The following is a 19,517-nucleotide window of genomic DNA, read 5'->3' as shown; positions in this document are numbered from 1 at the left end:
TGAATAACAAATATTTAAATAAAATGTGTTTTGTTTATAAAAGCGAATTAAAGAAAATTGATTAAATTTTCTTACTTTTGTGATATACTAGTTTTACTGATTAATAGAGAAATTAATAGTGTTGTCGCAACCATGAAACAGAAATGGAAAGGAAGACTATCATGCCGAAATGGTTAAAAAAATCATTAGTAGTCCTCATAACAGCCCTTACATTCGGTACAGTATCGCCACCCGCCTACTTGACCGTAGATGATCAAAAAGATGACTCATCTTTTGGCGATTTTTCCAATAAAGATTTTAACTATTCAAATGATATTATTGAACCATTTGAACAGGAGCTTACCAGAGAAGCCTTTCTATCTTTGGCTAAAGAACAGGCCGAAATTCAAAGCTTTACAAAATTTGGTTCCCGTATCGGACCGAAAATACAAGACGAGTTCATGGACATCGTTTTTCCTAAAATGGAAGAAGTGATAAATCAACTCGGAATAGAGCACCCGGAAGAAGATCTGAATAATTTAACCATTTCCGAAAAGCCGACAGGAGGAGATAGTGAAAAGATCTTTCATATCTACCACTCACAGACCGGCCAGGATCTGATTCGTTTTCACGTGAGAAAAGATCATCCACCTTTGGATGGATACTACTTCAACTTCCATTACCATACATACCACGATGAATTCCTAGGTCATCATACATTGGGTTCCATCTATTGGGCAAAAAACACTCCACCTAAATGGTTGAGCTAGTTGAACTAGAGAGAGAAAGAGGGGGTCACAATGAGAAAGTACACACTGCAAGAAATGCGGGAGACCACAAAAAAAATGTTGGAAGACAGAGGGGTTACAATCAATGACATCGCTGAGATCGTTCTTCTTCTTCAAAAGAAATATATTTCAAACGTCACGCTGGAAGATTGCATTCATAATGTGGAAAAAGTTCTGGAAAAGCGAGAAATCGTGCATGCTGTTTTAACCGGCGTTTCTCTTGACATATTGGCAGAGAAAAAATTGCTTCCTGAACCGCTTCAGTATCTGGTTGAAACGGATGAGCCATTGTACGGAATTGATGAAATCATTCCTTTATCCATAGTAAATGTATATGGCTCAATTGGATTGACCAATTTCGGCTTTCTTGATAAAGAAAAATTTGGAATCATTAAAAGCCTAGATGAACATGAGGGAGAAGAAGTACATACCTTCATGGATGACATAGTCTGCGCACTTGCTGCAGCGGCTGCGAGTCGAATTGCACATCGATCAAGAGATATAGAGGAAGCCGAGTTAAACGAAAAAGAAGTAATTGTATAAAAGAGTAACAACAAGGGGCTATTTCACTTATGAATAGTCCTTTTTATTTTCCGGGGTTTAATTGGAAAAAATTAATACCTTATATTAACGAAATATTACAAAAATAACATTCAAATTAAATCTTTTTCCTGATATAATACTAGTATAATAGAGTCTAATTTACAGATGAAAACATCACGTATAATTGACACCACGAGAAGGAGAGCAAAGATGAAGCGGCGTATTCTGGCAATCATGTTATTGATTGTTTTTACAATTATCCCGATATACTGGAAAGCATATGCAAGCTTGGATGCCATCCCACTTAAATATTACCATTCTACTGAAATGGATGTCTTTCTCCAAGACATCCCTAACAAGGAAACGATCGATCAGCTTATATACCTTCCAACCCATAATTTTTCGGAAAAAGATGCAGCAACAATGATACATCATGTAGCAAATATTCCAGTAAACATCCTTAACGTTCTTGTACAGCAAAATGTACATCTATATTTGTTCAATGGTAAATTGACAGATGTTGAGGGGTTTGCGCATTTACAAGGGATCAAACCTAGAGGTTACAGTGTTACTGGATCTAGCTGGGAAGATGTACCAGGTGTTGGTGGATCAAAATTGGTCTTGGCGAAAATAGGTCACAGTAATAAAGGGATGGGACATGGTTCCGTTAATCTTGAGCTGCACGAATTGGCTCATTCCATTGATCGCTATGTACTTGGTAATGTCCGGAATAATCAAGCATTCCAAGAAGCTTGGAAACAAGAGGTGGCTGCCATTTTCCCGAACAGAAGCTACTTCCAAACTTTTCCGGAAGAGTATTTTGCGGAGACGTTTGCCATGTACTATCTAAATGATGTTTCAAAACTTGAATTGGCAAAGCTCGCCCCGCAGACGTTCTTGTTCTTTGAAAATATGGAAAAGAGGCCTCTAACAAGAGAATTCTTTGTCAAAAAGGAGTAGAGGGAGCATTCCTATATTGGAATGCTTTTCTTTTTGTCTTGGATAATAAATAAGCGCGTCGATTCTTCCTTTTGTGTTAGAATGTACTAAGGAAAAAATCACTGTCCAAGAGGTGAAGGGAACAATGAAACAATATTTGGATTTATGCGAACACATTTTACATAATGGAACAAAAAAAGAGGACCGAACAGGCACAGGCACAATCAGTACATTCGGCTACCAGATGAGATTCAACTTGCAGGAAGGGTTCCCTGTGGTAACAACGAAAAAATTACATTTAAAATCAATTATCCATGAACTGCTTTGGTTCCTAAATGGGGACACAAACGTGAAGTATCTGCAAGATAACGGCGTGCGGATTTGGAATGAATGGGCAGATGAAAACGGGGAGCTTGGTCCTGTATATGGCTATCAGTGGAGGTCATGGCCAACTCCGGATGGTAGACAGATTGACCAGATAACCAATTTAATCGAACAGATAAAAAGTAATCCAGATTCAAGAAGATTAATTGTTTCTGCATGGAACGTGGCGAATGTCGACTCAATGGCACTTCCGCCATGTCATACGATGTTCCAGTTCTATGTAGCAGATGGAAAGTTGTCCTGTCAGTTGTATCAAAGGTCGGCGGATGTATTCCTAGGTGTTCCATTTAACATCGCCTCTTATGCACTGTTAACGTTAATGGTTGCGCAGGTATGTGATTTAAAGCCTGGTGAATTCATTCATACTCTAGGAGATGCCCACATCTATTCCAACCATTTAGATCAGGTAAAATTGCAACTGGAAAGAGAACCGAAAAAGTTGCCAGAAATGGTTCTGAATAAAGATGTCACTTCCATTTTCGATTTCAAATACGAAGACTTTACACTTGTGGATTATGAAGCTCACCCGCATATTAAAGGAGCCGTAAGTGTATGATTTCGATTATTGTAGCGGCAGATCGGAATAATCTCATTGGAAAGGACAACGATCTCCCTTGGAGACTCCCTGCTGATCTTGCTTATTTTAAAAAGATTACTAGCGGGAGCACCATTGTTATGGGCAGAAAAACGTATGAGTCCATCGGAAAGCCCCTTCCTAAACGGAAAAATATCATTTTATCAAGAAAAGGTTTTTCGGCAGAGGGGTGTGAAACACTACCTTCTTTGAACGAGGTCAAACATTTGGATGAGGAAAGCAAAGAGCTCTTTATCATAGGAGGAGCCCATATATTCAAGGAAGCATTACCATATTCGGATTTCTTGTACTTGACGTATATCGATGAGGAGTTTGAAGGTGATACGTACTTTCCATCTTTTAATGAGCGTGAGTGGGAACTGATCTCCGATGAAAAAGGAATTAAGGATGAGAAAAATCCGTATGATTACTATTTTAGAAAATATAAAAGAAGAAAAATATAACCCCCTTAAGTGTTAAGTAAGTTACCTTCAGATAATATGAATAGGTGTGTTGTATAGGGAGAGTAAGAAATGCTACGTACGATATGGTGGTTTGTTTATTTTTTCGGCTATCTTATTTACAGTCTGCCGACAATCAAAAAGGTGAAAAAGTTGGATTCCACTCTGACAGTGGAGGAGAAAGATACAATCATTCACCAAAAGCCAAAACACTGGGCCAAAACTTTGGTCAAGCTTACAGGATCGGAAATCGAGGTGGTTGGTGAGGAGAAAATACCAAAGGGACCTGTCCTTTTTGTAAGTAATCATCAAGGGAATTTTGATGTCCCAATCTTAATTGGCTTTCTGCAAAAGCCATTAGGTTTCCTTTCAAAGGTTGAAGTGAAGAAAATTCCATTGATTTCTCGATGGATGGAAGCGATGAACTGTGTATTCATTGATCGAAAGGATAGGAGAAAGGCGATTCTGTCCATAAGGGAAGGTATTACGACTTTAAAAGAAGGTCATTCACTTGTGATTTTCCCCGAAGGGACCAGAAGCAAAGGGAACGAGATGGGCGAATTCAAAAAAGGTGGACTTCGACTGGCAACAGACAGCAAGGTTCCGGTTGTTCCTATTACCATTTCAGGATCCTACAAAATCATGGAAGAAAGTAGATTCGGTTTTCATCCAGCCCATGTAAAGGTGACTGTCCATGATCCGATTTACTTACCCGAGGATGAAAAAGTGGATGGAAATCAACTTGGCTTAGAAGTGCAAGAAAGAATCAAGCAACAATTATAACAAAAGAGGCCACTACATTTGTAGTGGCCCTTCCTGTACAGTACAATGGTACTATCCATAAAAAGGAAGTGAACATAACATGTGTGGAAGGTTTTCATTGACAACGGAGCTACATAAATTGGAAGAGCGTTTTTTTCTGGAGAATACAAAGGATCTGGATTACCATATCAACTACAATATAGCACCAGGTCAACGAATATTGACTATAGTAGAGGGTTCCACGAATTACAGAGCCGGCTATCTCCATTGGGGGCTGGTGCCAAGCTTTGCAAAAGATAGGAAAGTCGGATATAAAATGATAAACGCGCGGTCGGAAACCCTGGAGGAGAAAGTAAGCTTCAACAGGTTATTGGAGCGAAGACGGTGCTTGATTCCTGCAGACGGATTCTATGAATGGAAGAAAATAAACGGAGAAAAGAGACCGGTCAGGTTCTCTCTGAAGAATGAAGAACCTTTTGCTTTTGCAGGATTATGGGACCGCTGGGTTCATGATGAGGAAGAAGTGGTAAGCTGCACATTGATTACCACCAAACCGAACGGGCTTGTCAAAGGTGTTCATGACAGAATGCCGGTCATTGTAAAAAAGGAACACGAACAAACATGGCTATCTAAAAAAGAGCGGGACATCAAACTAGTAACTTCTTTATTACAACCTTATGAAGAGAGTCTCATGCAGGCATTTGAAGTGTCATCGGTTGTAAATTCTCCAAAAAACTACGGACCGGAATGTATAGAAAAAGTATAAAAAATGTTTTATTTTGTCTAATGAAAGTTTGCACTTTTGAAAAAAATTAGGGTATAATAATGACAAACGGGTGAAAAAAGAGGATTGATATTTTGCTATGGAAAAGCCTAGAGTTCACGATTAATGAGGGACAGAAGGTAAAAGTCATTGAAATTCCAGTATTGGAGGACGATAGCACATATCATTTTATGGTTCGTGTCAGACTGGAAGCATTTATAAACAGTATTCTTTCTGAAAAAGAACCAAAGCAAATCTATTCCTTCAAGGAATACTTGCGTACAGTATTGAAGTGGCCGGATTATTGTAACGTTGTAAAAACAGATATATTAAAAAATAATGCTTAAAGTTCTTTAGTTGTGATAATATTAATACAGGGCCCATGACCCTGTATTTTTTTTGCTTTATAAAGGCTCTTAATGAAGTATGTGGTTGAAAAGGCATCAACGACCTTTGTGTCAAGTTTTTGAAAAAAGCCTTTTTTTAACTTGCAGGTTAGCCTGTTTAGGTTTCAACCTCCATCATATGAAGGTATAATAATATACATAAGGATTTTATTGGGGAAGTGAATTAAATGACAAATGTAAAAATAGTGACCGACTCGACCGTTGACATAGAACAGTCGATAATTGATGAATTGAATATTGAAATAGTACCGTTATCCATTATAATTGACGGAGAGTCCTACATAGATAGATTTGGAATTAAGCCGGATGAATTTATGGACAAGATGAAGGATTCCAAAGAACTACCGAAAAGCTCTCAGCCTGCTGTGGGTACCTTTGTTGATGTTTACAACCGCTTAGGTGAGGATGGGAGTAAAATCCTGTCCATTCATATGACTGGTGGAATGAGCGGAACAGTCGGATCTGCCGAAAGTGCTGCAAGTATCAGTGACGCAGATGTTACAGTGGTGGATTCACGATTCATCTCATTCGCATTGTCTTTTCAGGTTGTGGCTGCTGCCAAAATGGCCAATGAAGGGAAGTCTGTTGAAGAAATCGTCAGTAAGCTGGATGAAATCCGTTCAAACACTGATCTATTTATAATGGTTGATACATTGGATAACCTAGTGAAGGGTGGAAGAATTGGTAGAGGAAAGGCTCTTATAGGTTCCTTATTAAATATCAAACCAATCGCTTCATTAGCTGATGGTGTGTACACTCCTGTTACGAAGGCAAGAAGCTATTCACAAGTCATCAAGTATTATACAAAGCAATTCAAAGAAGATATTGAAGGGAAAGTGGTGAAGGGTGTAGGAATTGCTCATGCTGGTACCATCAAGCAGGCTGAAGCACTAAAAGCATCATTGTATGAGGCTTCAGGCTTTGATAACATTCAGATTGCCTATACAACTCCTGTCATATCTACGCATACAGGTCCCGGTGCACTGGCGTTCATGTATTACGCTGAGTAGATATAGTAAATACAAAAGCCTTTCCGTGTAAATGGAAAGGCTTTTGTTATTTCTAAAAGTAAGAAAGTATAAAATCCGGTTGATTTCCGTTCCAGGCGCTTCGCTTTCCAGTGGGCGGTCCGGGAGCCTCCTCGACAAGCCTGCGGGGTCTCCTCAGTCCCTTCCTCCCACAGGAGTCTGCGCGCCTTCCACTCCAATCAACAAGGTAATTTCATTCACCGAAAGGGTAATTAAAAACGATTTTAAAGAGGTGACTGATTTCTAGCTGTTGATTGAAGCAATAGGCGAAGACTCCTTGAAAATGCGAGCATTTTCTGCGTGCGATGTATCGCTGCCGTAGCCTTCCTTGTCCTGCGGGGGATAGCGGCAATCTTGAGACCCCGCAGTGCGTAACACGAGGAAGCTCAAGGTCGCCCCGTGGAAAGAGCAGCCATTTGCGGAAAGGAACAGCGGCGTAGAACCCAACAAACAATGAAGTGCTTTTTTCAGTATAAAAAGGACCGGGCGGGTTTTGCCCGGTCTTTCTTATTTAGTTGTCTTTAGGTTCTGGTGTTGGAGTGGGTGTTGAGAATCCTTCTTTATATGCGTTGTCAATCATATCTCGTATCTCTTTGACACTTTTCCCTTTACTGTATTCCATCACAGAGGTTGCCGCAATTTCCAAACATACCCCACACTTAGTACCATGATCATCCCATACTAACGATCCATCCTCATTATTCTCATAAACAAAACAATCATAGCTGCTTTTATGCCCGGCCGATGTACCACACCCACAATAACATGGAATACTCTCAAGTACTTCTTGATGTTGTGCTGCAGCTGTATAGATCAGTTGCATATCCTCTGGCTTATCCCCCAAAAAGGATGGCAGTTCGTCGACAGATGCTGTCTCTTCCCTTAAATCCCCCTGGAAAAAAGAAGGCTTCTCATTATGATTATATTGTTCACCATGGCTGGAGTGATTGTTATCCGTTTCTGTGCTGGAGCACCCTGCTGAGAATACCATGATGCAGGTTAGTGTTACTGCCATTTTTTTCATAATTCACACCTCGTTCACATAAACTGTACAAATATACTATAACATATTGAGAAGAAATCATTTATAACACTATTGTGAACAAGTTGGTATGTTATTGGGCATTGCAAGTCCAAAGAGGAGTGGTGTAATTGATCAGAAAAGTCCTCTTGTTTGCTGACTTTGGGATAGACGATATAATGGCGATCATTTATGCCTATAATGAAAAAAATGTGGATATTGTTGGCGTGGTTGCTGAATATGGAAACGTGGATAAAAGGACTGCAATACGAAATGCCAGATATATTCAGAGAAATACCGGAAGGCATGATGTTCCCCTTATTGGTGGTGCGGAGAGGTCCATGATTGGTGACCCTCCAATCTATTACCCTGAAGTTCATGGACCGGAAGGCTTTGGGGGATATGTACTACCGGAGGATTTCGAGGAATCTAATAATATTTTTGAAAACTTCCATCAGATATATGACATTATTGAAAAGTTTGAAGGGGAAATAACCATTGTATGTGTCGGAAGATTAACCTCGTTGGCAACCTCTTTCATTCTCTATCCTGAAACGGTCGCAAAGGTGAAGGAGATTTTTGTAATGGGCGGTACATTCAACTTTCCCGGGAACGTTACCCCTGTGGCAGAGGCAAATATTTTTGGAGACCCGTATGCAGCCAACATTGTATTCAACTATGCAGAAAAACTGACGATTTTCCCTCTCAATGTAACCCAACAAGCCGTATTAACAGCTGATATGGTAAATTATATCGATAAAATCAATCGAGAAAAAAACAATCCGTTAGGTATGATCATCAAACCGATGATGGATTACTATTGGCAATTTTATAAATCACAAATTCCCACTATTCCAGGCGCTCCATTGCATGATGTGGTAACTTTATGGGGGATTTTTAATGAAGAAGAAATTAAGTATGAAATAAAACCGGTCAGAATTGTGACTTCAGGAGGTCCTGCTTTCGGTCAAACTATTGGGGATTTCCGTAATTTTGTGCAATTGGCTGAATACCCTGTTCATAGGATTGCAATGGAATTCAATTACACAGCGTTTATCAACCGTGTAATAGAAGTCCTGACAAATGAACTTAAAAATAATAATAATAATTAAGCCGACCTCAGAAATAGATAGAGGAAGGCTTTTTCTTATTGTTTAATAAAATTCGAGAGATTGGTCATCCTACTATTGAATGGCGGACAATGGAAGGGTGTCTAGTTGTGCAGGAGAAGTGTCTTTCAACCTATAGTTTAGAGGATATCAAAAGTTATTTTAAAGAGACATTTCACCATAGTCCCGATCTCTATTTTTATGAATTGAAGATAAAAGAATCAACCCTTCTATTTATGTATCTGAAAAACCTGATAGATTACAGTGTGTTAAATCAGGACATTCTTCAGACCATCATTAATCTCCCGGAAGAAATACAGCTAACTTTGCAAGAGCTTGAACATAAGTTGCCCACCACCCAATCCCTCCTTACAGGAGATAAAAAGAAAATAACCAGTAAACTTCTTGATGGGCATGTACTTATCTTTAAAGAAAAATCAGACAATGGAATTCTCGTAAATGTAGCAAAAAAAGTGGAGAGAAGCTTGGAAAAAGCGGAGACGGAATCCCTTGTGTTCGGGCCCAAGATCTCCTTTACAGAGTCTTTAAGCACAAACATCAGTATCATAAGGCAGAATATTCTTTCAGAAAATCTATGTACCGAGAAGCTCACTGTAGGAAAACGGAATGAAACGGAAATACGTTTGGTTTTTTTGGATGGGTTGGCAGACAGAAAAATTGTGGAGGCCATCACAGAAAAAATCAATTCACTAGAGGTCGATGATGTACTCGATACCTCTGTCCTTGCTCAATTGATAGAAGATAACAGCTACTCCATATTTCCTCAATATGTTCAGACAGAGCTGCCTGACAGGGTTACATATAGCGTGGAACGAGGAATGGTGGCTGTATTCGTGGACAGAAGTCCGATGGTGTTGTTAGGCCCGGCATCACTCTTCAACTTCTTTGAATCGACAGAAGATGTCTATATGCGCTGGAATATGGGAAGCTTTATCCGGTTCTTGCGGTATGTCACTATGTTTCTTTCCATAATACTCACTCCTGCGTATGTAGCAATTATCACCTATCATTACGAGATGATACCGTCCACATTGCTAGTGTCACTCGGAGAATCACGTTCCAAAGTACCTTTTACACCAATTTTTGAAGCGTTGCTCCTTGAGGTGATGATTGAATTATTAAGGGAGGCTGGAGCGAGACTTCCGACAAAGGTGGGACAAACAATGGGTATTGTAGGCGGTATCGTATTGGGACAAGCTGCAGTTGAAGCAGGTTTCACTAGTAATATTTTGATTATTGTCGTTGCGTTAAGTGCCTTGGGGTCTTTTACTGCTCCAAGCTATTTGATGGGTACTGCTGTCAGGGTAACAAGATTTCCTATTTTGATCCTAGCGGGAATCTGGGGGGGCATTGGAATAAGTTTGGGGTTGTGCTTTCTGCTTATTCATTTAATTCGTCTGACAAGTATTGGAAACCCTTATCTGCAACCCATTTATCCTTTTGATTTTACGCATGCGACCAATACTATTTTTCGATTGCCGATTGATCTTATCAGAACAAATCCTCAGAAAAGAGGTTTCTTTTCGTTTCAAAAGCATTCATCCAAAGACATAGACGAATAAGGTGGCGAAATGGAAACACCAACTAAATCTAATAAATCTGTATTATTTTCCGCATATCTGATATTTTTCATTGTTCATACAAACCAGACCGGTGTAGGGATAGCAGGGGTGCAGCGTGTTATATTCAATGAAGCAAGGCAGGATGCATGGATCTCCATTATTATCAGTTACATTGGGATGACAAGTGTTGTTGCTGCCATGTGCTACATACTCAAATCTTTTGGCAATAAAGATTTGTTTGAAATACATACCATTCTTTTCGGGAAAGTTCTTGGGACGGTTCTGAACATGGTAATTGTGGTATATCTTCTGGCTGGTCTCTTATCGATCATTATGAATTATACCGAGATTATCCAGGCTTGGATCTTTCCTGATCTCGAAACTTGGGCAATTACGGCCATCCTGCTCCTTATCACCATGTATGGGGTATATGGAGGAATTAAAACAATAGTAGGGGTGAGTTTTTTAGGTTTTTTTCTTACTATTTGGCTTGTTTTTATGCTGGTAGTACCTATTCGTTACATAGATTGGATCAATTTTTTGCCGATCATGGAAGCTTCACCGAAGGAATTATTCAAAGGAGCATTCAAAACATCCTTTACAGTACTGGGTTTGGAAATGCTCTATTTCACATATCCATATGTCCGGAATAAGGAGAAAGTTCATAAATATGCCCAATTAGGAGTGTTTTTTACATTTGTTCTGATATTTGCCGTAACCATTGTCGCCATTGGTTATTACAGTGGGGAACAATTGGAGAAGACTATTTGGGCAACTCTGTCTATGTTCAAGATTGTTCAGTTTCCAAACCTGGAACGATTCGAGTTTCTTGCAGTATCACTATGGTTGGTCATCATTCTTCCAAACACATTATTCATGCTTTGGGCGGCCTCAAAAGGTTTGAAAAAGATTTTTCATGTCCAGCAGAAGCTGTTTGTTATTATTTGCAGTGGAATTATATTGGGATGCAGCTTCTTTTTCAAAAAACGAATTTTCATTAACGAATTGGTGGATAAAGTGGGCTGGTTTGGATTGTATGTTATTTTCATATATTCTCTCCTTTTGTGTATGGTTGTATTTATAAGGAACAGGTTGAAGGCAAGGAGGCATTCTGCATGAAAAAGGGAGTATGGCTTTTATTGGTCCTCATACTTTGTGGGTGTGTCACCCAAAAACCTTTGGAAGAGCTCGGGCTTTTAACTGCCATCGGTTACGATAATGAAGATGATCAGTTAAAGGGTACTATTGTATATTATGAGTTCGATCCATTGCATCCAAATAACACAAAAATGGTGACGGCATTGGCTAAAACAAGTAAAGGAATACGCTATAAAGAAAACCTGTCATCTAGTAGAAGGATTGTATCGGGACAATTGAGGGTGGCAGTCTATGGCCAAGACCTTGCCGAGGAAGGAATCATCTCGGTTATTGATACACTTTCGCGGGATGCTGAGGTTGGAACGATGTCTTATCTTGCGGTCAGCTCGATCCCAGCACATGAACTTTTTGCTCGCTCTCAGGAATCAAGTGATGTCACAAATGCAGGAACATATCTTTATAACCTTATCGGTCAAAATGTTGAAGCCGAATCCCTGATATCCCCAACACTTCATGAGTTTATGCAATACTACTACAGCGAGGGACGGGATGCGGTACTCCCATTGTTGAACTTCAAAGAGAACACCATCATAATTGAAGGTCTCTCTCTATTTCAAGATGACAAAGTAGTAGGGAAAATCGATACTGACTCTGCATTTTATTTAAAACTGCTTATGGATCCTTATGAAGCGGGAAATGTTGAACTGACAATACCGAAAAAACAAGTCCAAAAATATATACTAACTACCAACAATAAAGAAGATGAATTTGTTTATATGTCTCTTGACCACCTGCGAAGTAAAATAGAAATAAAAATGACAGACAATAAGAAGCCATCGTTCCTTATTAAATCAAAGATTATGACTAGGATGCAGGAGATAACAGAGGATTATGACCTTGGCAATCCTGATGGAATTAAGAAAATTGAGGAGGCCATCAGTAAGGAAATAGCTAGGAAACTGAAAGAGGTGATTGAAATGTCAAGGGAGATGGGGGCGGATCCAGTAGGTTTCGGGAATTATTATCGTGCAAAGGTAGGGTATGATTCTTTTTCAAAAGAAAATTGGAGAAAGCTATATCAAGATGCAGAATTTAAGACGGAAGTAGAGGTTGAGATTTTACGTACAGGTGTCATGGACTAGTGGAAGGGAGAGGTTGCCCTTCTTTTTTTTTGAATTTGAAACTTTTTCCTTCTATTATACGTCTTAGATATAGTTATGTAAAAAAGAGAGATTGTTAACATTTAGGGGGAAGAGAAAGTGAGAACATTGGGGAAGCTGAAACACTGTTTATTGCTTATTATTATCAGTCTATTCCTGTTTCCGACATTCACAGGTGCAGAAGCAAAGTTAGAAGTGAAGGTGGAATATGGGGTGGATAATAAAGTCCAGATGGGGAAAGGTCATCCTATCAGGATAGAAGTTGTGAATAAAGGAGATGCGGTAAAAGGGGATTTTGTAATATTTTCAAGTCCTACATATAATATGGCGGGAAGCTATGTCATTCCCATTGAATTGGAAGCAGGGGGTTCAAAAACTCTAGAACTTGCGGTAAAGGGGACTTCCGACCATTTTTCTTATAATCAGTCAGGTACTAAAAGTAACGTTGTCAGTTTTTTTGAAGGTGGCGTTGAAAAGGGCAAAGAAGTAAAGTTGACCGGGAATACAAATGCCCAACCGAGGTATATCGGGGATAACAGAGTGGTTCTGGGGGTTCTTAGTAACAACCATGACGCCGTAAATTTTTTAAAACTGTTTAAATATCAATCTGAGAGCATGGAACTTTTAAATATTTCTAACGAAAATATTCCGAACGAATCTTTTGGCATGGAAATGTTCGATGTGCTATTAGTTCATGATTTTCCGTTGTCCACATTGACTTCGGAACAACAACAGGCAATTAAGAGTTGGGTCCAAAATGGCGGATCGTTAATGTTTGACACGAAAGTAGGACTTGGACAGGATCTTGGGGAACTTCAAGATTTTATGCTCTTAGATCCGAAAGGGGAAACCACCATCTTAAAGCTGAATCAGGAAAGCAATTTCCCTGATCTGCCGATTTTCACAGGAAATATTATTCAAAATGAAGCGACGGTCGTGACAAAGGATGGAGATATTCCTATCTCCCTATTTAACAATGTTGGTACAGGGACTGTTACTCAGATTACTAGTAATCTGTCATCTCCGTTATGGGGGGAGTGGAACGAAGGGAATACCTGGTGGAACAGTGTACTTCAAAAGGTTACCACTAAAAGCCCGAACTATTATAAGGCACCTGTCATGGAGGAGTTATCTCACCAGTTAAGCCCGATTGGTGAAGCTTTTCCTGGTTCAATTGTGTCAGTGCCATTACTGATTGGCGCGTTTGTCATTTATTTAATTCTATTAATTCCGGTTCTCTATTTTGTTCTAAAGAGAACGGATAAGCGTGAACAGGCATGGTGGGTCATTCCAACCATCGCCATTTTTACAAGTATAGCGGTTTTCGGAATTGGGGCGAAGGATAGAATTGCAGGAACGCAGGTGAATGAGGCGAGCATTCTGTTGTTAGATAATCAGACCGAAACAGCAAGCGGTTATGGAGTAGCCAGTCTTTTAACGAACAGCGGCGGAAGTTATAAGTTGGAAACAGATGACCATGCAACGCTATTTCCTGTAATGTATGGCTATAATCAAAATTTCGATCTGATGAAAAATTACGCTTATATCAACTCTACATCAATGGGTACGGATATTACCTACAATAATGTAGAGTATTGGTCAACACGTTCGAGTATAGGTAATGTGAATGCTGTGCCAGTTGGTAAGATCAACTATGATATTTTCGTAAAAGATGGCAAAGTTCAAGGGACAGTTTCCAATCAGTTAGAGTATGAACTGAAGGATGCGTTCCTCCTATCAGGAAAGAATTCCGAATCACTCGGAAATATTAAAGCGGGAGAAACCGTAAATATCAGTTATGAATTATCCGGTGGGAATATTGCCAATGCGATGACAGCACCTAATAATTCTTCTGCCACTAAGGCATTTCCGAAGTTTACAAGCTATTACCATTATGGACCAGGATCTAACCAGATAGAAAAACACGAGCTAGAAGATTATAAGAAGTTTCAGATGCTAGATTTACTTTTAAATCGAAAAGATGTTTTCTCCATGGCTGATCAGCCGATAATTGTCGGATATGTAACGAAAGGATTAATGGGGACTAAAGTGGATGGAAAGTCAGCTAAATCCAATGCCTCACATCTGGTAGTTTTACCGGTTTCAATTAATAATTCTGGTGGAGGAAGCTTCAGCTTTACAGAGGAAAACCTATCTCCAAGCATAGCTGTCTCAGAAAATGCAACAGGTATGATCCATCACAATGGACTTGATTTTGGTGAGCCATATGTATATTTAGGTGGAGGAACGTATGATTTCACTTATACCCTTCCGGAAATGGTAGATTATTCAAGTGGGGTAATCAATGACTTGAAAATAAAGCTGCGTTCAAGAAATGGAAATATGGAGTTTTTTGTAGTTAATCAGAAAAAAGGGGAGCTGGAACCCCTTGAGAATAAAGCTTCCATAACTTTAGAGGGGAATCTTGCAGACTACATAAGTGAGCAGGGAACCTTTGTACTAACAGTGAAGGTCTTAGATAATATGGATAGCGATATACAAGTGCCAGGAGTCCAGGTAGAGGGAGAGTTAAAAGAATGATAGAGACCATTAATCTTACAAAAAAATATGGAAAATTCACAGCATTGGATTCACTGAATTTGAAGGTTGAAAAGGGAACTGTTTTCGGTTTTGTAGGTCATAATGGCGCAGGAAAATCAACGACATTCTCTATTCTATCCACCTTGCTCGCACCTACATCTGGAACCGCTTTTGTGAATGGATATGATGTTACAAAAAATCCTAAAATGGTTCGTAAATTTATCGGCTATATGCCTGATTTCTTTGGTGTATATGATCAATTCAAGACAGACGAATACCTTGATTTTTATGGAGCCAGTTACGGTATTCCTTTAGCGGAAAGGCAAAAGCTCATTCCACAGCTTCTCGAGCTTGTGAATCTAACAGATAAAAAGGATGCCTATGTGGATGTATTATCAAGAGGGATGAAACAACGTCTTTGTCTTGCGAGAGCATTGATACATGACCCTGAAGTGCTTATTTTGGATGAACCTGCATCTGGATTGGATCCAAGGGCAAGAATTGAAATGAGAGAAATCTTAAGGGAACTGAAGAGCATGGGCAAAACCATCATGATTTCTTCTCATATACTTCCAGAGCTTGCTGAAATGTGTGACGAGATTGGTGTGATAAACGGTGGGAAGCTTGTGGCAACAGGAAGGGTTGAACAGATCCATCAACAGTTGCAGGCGAATAAAGTATTAAGGGTTCTGATTCTACAAGACTTGGAGAAAGCGATAAGTTACTTCGAAGATATTCCTAGCATTTCAAATATCCAAGTCAGCGAGCAGAGGGAGAATCTCCTCTCCTTCTCCTTTGAAGGGTCGGATGAGGAGCAAGTAGCTTTACTCAGGAATGCATTGGATTCAGGTGTGATGATTCTCAGTCTAAGTCAGGAAGAATCAAACCTTGAAGACATCTTCTTAGAAATTACAAAGGGTGTGGAATAATGAAGGCACAATTAATCAACCCCATGTTAAACAAAGAATTCAAGTTGCGTTTCAGGAGCTTCAAGAGCTTCTTAGGCATTTTTTTCTACCTGGGCGTGCTTGGCCTGATCGCTTTGTTCTATATCTATATGGAAACCCGTTATAACACAATGGGGATGTTCCGGGCTGAAAACAGTAGAAACATGTTCATGATCTTGGCATTTGTCCAACTTGCCTTGATTTTCTTCATGACTCCGGGATTGACAGCTGGAATCATCAGCAGTGAAAGGGAAAAGCAGACCCTAAATATTCTGCTGACTACCCAACAGTCTTCCTCAAGTATCATTGTCAGCAAGCTGGTATCATCACTTTCGTTCCTGTTATTAATTGTTATTTCCAGCTTGCCGCTATATAGCATTGTGTTTCTGTTTGGCGGAATCTCACCAAAGCTTTTGCTTTTAACTTTCGGAGTTTATCTACTTTCCATGGCTACCTTGGGAAGTATCGGGGTTTTCTTCTCAACATTAATAAGAAAGACAATTGTTGCGATGGTTTGTACATATGGAGTGGCTTTCTTTTTAGCTGCGGGGACTGCTATCATCACCATGTTCACGATAAGCTTCACTCAATATGGTGGAACCGGCCCGCAGACCAATCCTATTCCATACTTTATTGCCATGTTTAATCCTTTTGGTGTCATGCTGGCATTATTCGAGCCGGGGGCGGCAATGGAGTTGAAAACAATCACAGGTGTTGATATGCATTTGGGTGTTGGATTAGTCTGTTCTTACATTATTATCTCAGTGATTTTGATTTTGCTCAGTATAAAAAAATTACGCCCAAATATGAAACCACGTAAAGGGTAGATGTAAAATGAAGGAAAATGAACAGATTATAAGGTTTCTCATGTCCATCAGAAGAAAACTGAGACTACAAAAACTTTCAAAACAGACGCAATATGCATTGCTGGCATGTTGCGCAAGTTTTTTAGTTGTTGTTTTATTGGCAAGAATTGTTGTCACTCCATATCTGCTTGAGAAAGCTATTTGGATTGGAGTGGCGACGTTTGCTGCAGTTTTTATTCTGTATTGGAGAAAAAGGCCATCCACAATGGATGCGGCAAGATTCTCTGATCAATTCCTGGAAGAGGACAGACTTACCACTTCGCTTGACTATGTCGAGGATTCTTCCTTGCTGGCACAGCTTCAGCGCAATGAGGCACTAAAGTATTTGAGAAAAAAAGAGAATAAAATCATGGAAGCAAAGTTAAGGCATGTCCACCCTAGGATACTCTTGTTTACTTTATTCATAACAGGTGCAGCGGTCCTGTTGATCCTGTTTCCAAATAGTAAGATGCAGGAAGCGCAAGCGGTAGAAGCAGAAAGGGAGCTTGTGGAAGAGACCTTGGAGGAAGTGAAAAAGAATGCAGAGGATCTTCAGGATAAACAGGGATTAAAAGAAGAACTGGAAGCCCTCAAAGAGCTTCAAGAAAAAAAAGAGGCAGATGAATTGTTGAAGGAGCTTATGGAGAAAGAGAACAAGCTGAACGAAAAGCTGGCGGAACTGAAAGAGAAAGAAACTAGTCTAAAAGAGCTTGCAAAAGATCAACCAGAAAACTCCATGGCAAACCTTGCATTGAATAGTAAAAATGAAGAACTTGAAAAACTTCTGAATGAAATGAAAAATAAAATAGGCTCTTTATCACAAGAGGAGAAACAGGAAATTACTGAACTTTCGGCAAGTCTCCTTGATCAAGAGGAATTGGATATTAATGGAATGTCCGAAGAGGATTTGGCGGCGTTATTGGAACAACTAGAGGAGCTGTTACAGGACATCGCAGCATTGTCTGATATGGAAGCACTGCAAAATGCACTTCAATCAGCTGCTACAAACCAATACGGTAAAATGTCACAGGCTGGTATGAATCCTTCAAAATTGACGTTATCTAATTCCAACAATCCATCCTCGAATCAAACAGCCCAAAATCAAGGCCAGGGTCAAGGCCAAGGCCAAGGTCAAGGTCAGGGCCAAGGTCAGGGACAAGGCCAAGGTCAAGGTCAAGGCCAAGGTCAGGGACAAGGTCAAGGCCAAGGTCAGGGACAAGGTCAGGGTCAAGGTCAGGGTCAAGGTCAGGGTCAAGGTCAGGGCCAAGGTCAGGGTCAAGGTGGGCCTGGTGCAGGAAAAGGTGTGGGTGAGCAGACCTTTACGGTTCCATCCATCATACAAAGTGACATACAAAATGAAACAGACGGCGGCGCTACAGGGGAAGGACAATCGGAATATGAAGATGCCCCAGACTCCCCGACATTAAGAGGGGAAGCAAGACCATATGGGGAAGTGTTCTCTTCCTATGAAAAATCCTACAGAGAATCGCTCGATAGAATGCAATTGCCTTCAAGATTAGAAAACATCGTCAAACAATATTTTAGTGAAGTGGATCCGAAGGGAGCTAATTAAGTGATTAGTTTGGAAGAGAAAGAAAAGGAACTGAAATTATTTCAGGACACATTGCACGAAGTAAAACAAGAGATTGGCAAGGTGATTGTAGGGCAGGAGGAAGTAATCGAACAACTGCTTTGGGCCATGGTTTCAGATGGACATGCATTACTTGAAGGTATGCCAGGTGTGGGGAAGACCATGCTCATCCGAACGATATCAGAAGTTTTAAACTTCAATTTTTCTAGAATACAATTCACTCCTGACTTGATGCCTTCAGATATTACCGGTACGAAAATGATTGAAATACATGAAAACGGCAAGCAGTCTTTCGTGTTTCATGAAGGCCCGATTTTCTCCAATATAGTTCTGGCGGACGAAATAAATCGTGCAACTCCGAAAACACAGAGTTCCCTTTTGGAGGCAATGGCTGAAAATACCGTCACTATCATGGGGGAAACAAGAACGGTAGCATCCCCATTCTTCGTGCTGGCAACACAAAACCCTATAGACATGGAAGGAACCTACCCATTACCGGAAGCACAGATGGACCGTTTTCTCTTGAAAATCAACATGGGTTATCCGAAAAAGGAAGAGTTGTATGAGATTATCAAAAGGACAACAGGAACTGAATCCTATCAAGTTCAAAAACTCTTGAATACGGAGAGTATGCAAAAAATCCAGTTGGCGGTAAGGGAAATACTAGTTTCACAGGAGTTGTTGGACTACACGGTTCACCTTATCATGGCAACTCATCCCGAACAAGAACATGCCAGTGAGCTCGTGAAGAAATATGTACGATATGGTGTGGGTCCACGTGGTGTCCAAAGTTTAATTAAGGTGGCAAAAGCCAGAGCGTTCTGTTCAGGTCGTTTCCATGTCTCGAAAGGGGATATAAAGCATGCTGCCATACCTGTCCTCCGTCACCGTCTGTTTATGAATTTTGAAGGAGAGGCTTCCGGTATAAAAAAAGATCTTATTCTTGAAGATGCAATCCAGCACATTGATAAAGTGTTGAATGTCAGGTAAGTGA

At 40.0% G+C, this 19,517-nt stretch carries 19 protein-coding genes; 18 read left to right on the top strand and 1 reads right to left on the bottom strand.

Features of this window, described 5'->3' with window-relative positions; genetic code table 11:
- The first annotated feature begins 161 nt into the window (after positions 1-161).
- The 9 genes from AB685_RS02010 (at position 162) to AB685_RS01970 (ending at position 6,610) form a co-directional block, all read left to right on the top strand.
- Complete coding sequence (locus tag AB685_RS02010; protein WP_047968875.1) at positions 162-749, top strand: YpjP family protein; 588 nt, start codon at positions 162-164, stop codon at positions 747-749.
- Positions 750-779: 30 nt separating this feature from the next.
- Complete coding sequence (locus AB685_RS02005) at positions 780-1,310, top strand: phosphatidylglycerophosphatase A (protein ID WP_047968874.1); 531 nt, start codon at positions 780-782, stop codon at positions 1,308-1,310.
- 210 nt (positions 1,311-1,520) lie between these two features.
- Positions 1,521-2,270 carry a hypothetical protein gene (locus tag AB685_RS02000; protein WP_047968873.1) on the top strand — a complete coding sequence of 250 codons (750 nt, stop codon included), beginning with the start codon at positions 1,521-1,523 and terminating at the stop codon, positions 2,268-2,270.
- A 124-nt stretch (positions 2,271-2,394) separates the two neighbouring features.
- The gene (locus tag AB685_RS01995) at positions 2,395-3,189 is read left to right on the top strand and encodes a thymidylate synthase (protein WP_047968872.1); all 795 of its coding nucleotides are present in this window, start codon (positions 2,395-2,397) and stop codon (positions 3,187-3,189) included.
- Positions 3,186-3,671, top strand: coding sequence for a dihydrofolate reductase (locus AB685_RS01990; protein ID WP_047968871.1), 486 nt, complete (start codon positions 3,186-3,188; stop codon positions 3,669-3,671). Before AB685_RS01995 ends, AB685_RS01990 begins: the two co-directional genes overlap by 4 nt.
- A gap of 69 nt (positions 3,672-3,740) precedes the next feature.
- Positions 3,741-4,451 carry a lysophospholipid acyltransferase family protein gene (locus tag AB685_RS01985; RefSeq protein WP_047968870.1) on the top strand — a complete coding sequence of 237 codons (711 nt, stop codon included), beginning with the start codon at positions 3,741-3,743 and terminating at the stop codon, positions 4,449-4,451.
- A 79-nt stretch (positions 4,452-4,530) separates the two neighbouring features.
- Complete coding sequence (locus AB685_RS01980; protein ID WP_047968869.1) at positions 4,531-5,196, top strand: SOS response-associated peptidase; 666 nt, start codon at positions 4,531-4,533, stop codon at positions 5,194-5,196.
- Between the two features lie 92 nt (positions 5,197-5,288).
- Positions 5,289-5,540, top strand: a complete 252-nt coding sequence (locus AB685_RS01975; protein WP_047968868.1) for a DUF2535 family protein — start codon at positions 5,289-5,291, stop codon at positions 5,538-5,540.
- A 227-nt stretch (positions 5,541-5,767) separates the two neighbouring features.
- Positions 5,768-6,610 carry a DegV family protein gene (locus tag AB685_RS01970; RefSeq protein WP_047968867.1) on the top strand — a complete coding sequence of 281 codons (843 nt, stop codon included), beginning with the start codon at positions 5,768-5,770 and terminating at the stop codon, positions 6,608-6,610.
- Positions 6,611-7,139: 529 nt separating this feature from the next.
- Here the strand turns inward: AB685_RS01970 and AB685_RS01965 are convergent.
- Positions 7,140-7,652: a PCYCGC motif-containing (lipo)protein gene (locus AB685_RS01965; RefSeq protein WP_047968866.1), complete on the bottom strand. Its 513-nt coding sequence runs from the start codon at positions 7,650-7,652 to the stop codon at positions 7,140-7,142.
- Positions 7,653-7,780: 128 nt separating this feature from the next.
- Between AB685_RS01965 and AB685_RS01960 the strand changes: the two genes are divergently transcribed.
- From AB685_RS01960 to AB685_RS01920, 9 genes are all read left to right on the top strand, one after another.
- Positions 7,781-8,761: a nucleoside hydrolase gene (locus AB685_RS01960; protein ID WP_198530440.1), complete on the top strand. Its 981-nt coding sequence runs from the start codon at positions 7,781-7,783 to the stop codon at positions 8,759-8,761.
- Positions 8,762-8,799: 38 nt separating this feature from the next.
- A complete protein-coding gene (locus AB685_RS01955) occupies positions 8,800-10,341 on the top strand; it encodes a spore germination protein (protein ID WP_241773226.1) in 1,542 nt (513 codons plus the stop codon).
- Between the two features lie 9 nt (positions 10,342-10,350).
- On the top strand, positions 10,351-11,460 hold the full coding sequence (locus AB685_RS01950) for a GerAB/ArcD/ProY family transporter (protein ID WP_047968865.1): 1,110 nt from the start codon (positions 10,351-10,353) through the stop codon (positions 11,458-11,460).
- Positions 11,457-12,581 carry a Ger(x)C family spore germination protein gene (locus AB685_RS01945; RefSeq protein WP_047968864.1) on the top strand — a complete coding sequence of 375 codons (1,125 nt, stop codon included), beginning with the start codon at positions 11,457-11,459 and terminating at the stop codon, positions 12,579-12,581. The genes AB685_RS01950 and AB685_RS01945 overlap by 4 nt, the downstream gene beginning before the upstream one ends.
- A 117-nt stretch (positions 12,582-12,698) precedes the next feature.
- Positions 12,699-15,140: a hypothetical protein gene (locus tag AB685_RS01940; protein WP_047968863.1), complete on the top strand. Its 2,442-nt coding sequence runs from the start codon at positions 12,699-12,701 to the stop codon at positions 15,138-15,140.
- Positions 15,137-16,069, top strand: a complete 933-nt coding sequence (locus tag AB685_RS01935; RefSeq protein ID WP_047968862.1) for an ABC transporter ATP-binding protein — start codon at positions 15,137-15,139, stop codon at positions 16,067-16,069. The genes AB685_RS01940 and AB685_RS01935 overlap by 4 nt, the downstream gene beginning before the upstream one ends.
- Entirely contained in the window at positions 16,069-16,914 is an 846-nt protein-coding gene (locus tag AB685_RS01930; protein ID WP_047968861.1) for an ABC transporter permease subunit, read from the top strand. The genes AB685_RS01935 and AB685_RS01930 overlap by 1 nt, the downstream gene beginning before the upstream one ends.
- Positions 16,915-16,921: 7 nt before the next feature.
- Positions 16,922-18,505, top strand: a complete 1,584-nt coding sequence (locus tag AB685_RS01925) for a hypothetical protein (protein WP_047968860.1) — start codon at positions 16,922-16,924, stop codon at positions 18,503-18,505.
- Positions 18,506-19,513 carry a MoxR family ATPase gene (locus tag AB685_RS01920; RefSeq protein WP_047968859.1) on the top strand — a complete coding sequence of 336 codons (1,008 nt, stop codon included), beginning with the start codon at positions 18,506-18,508 and terminating at the stop codon, positions 19,511-19,513. It begins immediately after the preceding gene.
- The last annotated feature ends 4 nt before the right edge of the window (positions 19,514-19,517 follow it).

The sequence above is a fragment of the Bacillus sp. LL01 genome, assembly GCF_001037965.1.
The sequence above is the reverse complement of the archived record's forward strand: the minus strand, read 5'-3'. Positions and strand labels throughout refer to the sequence as shown.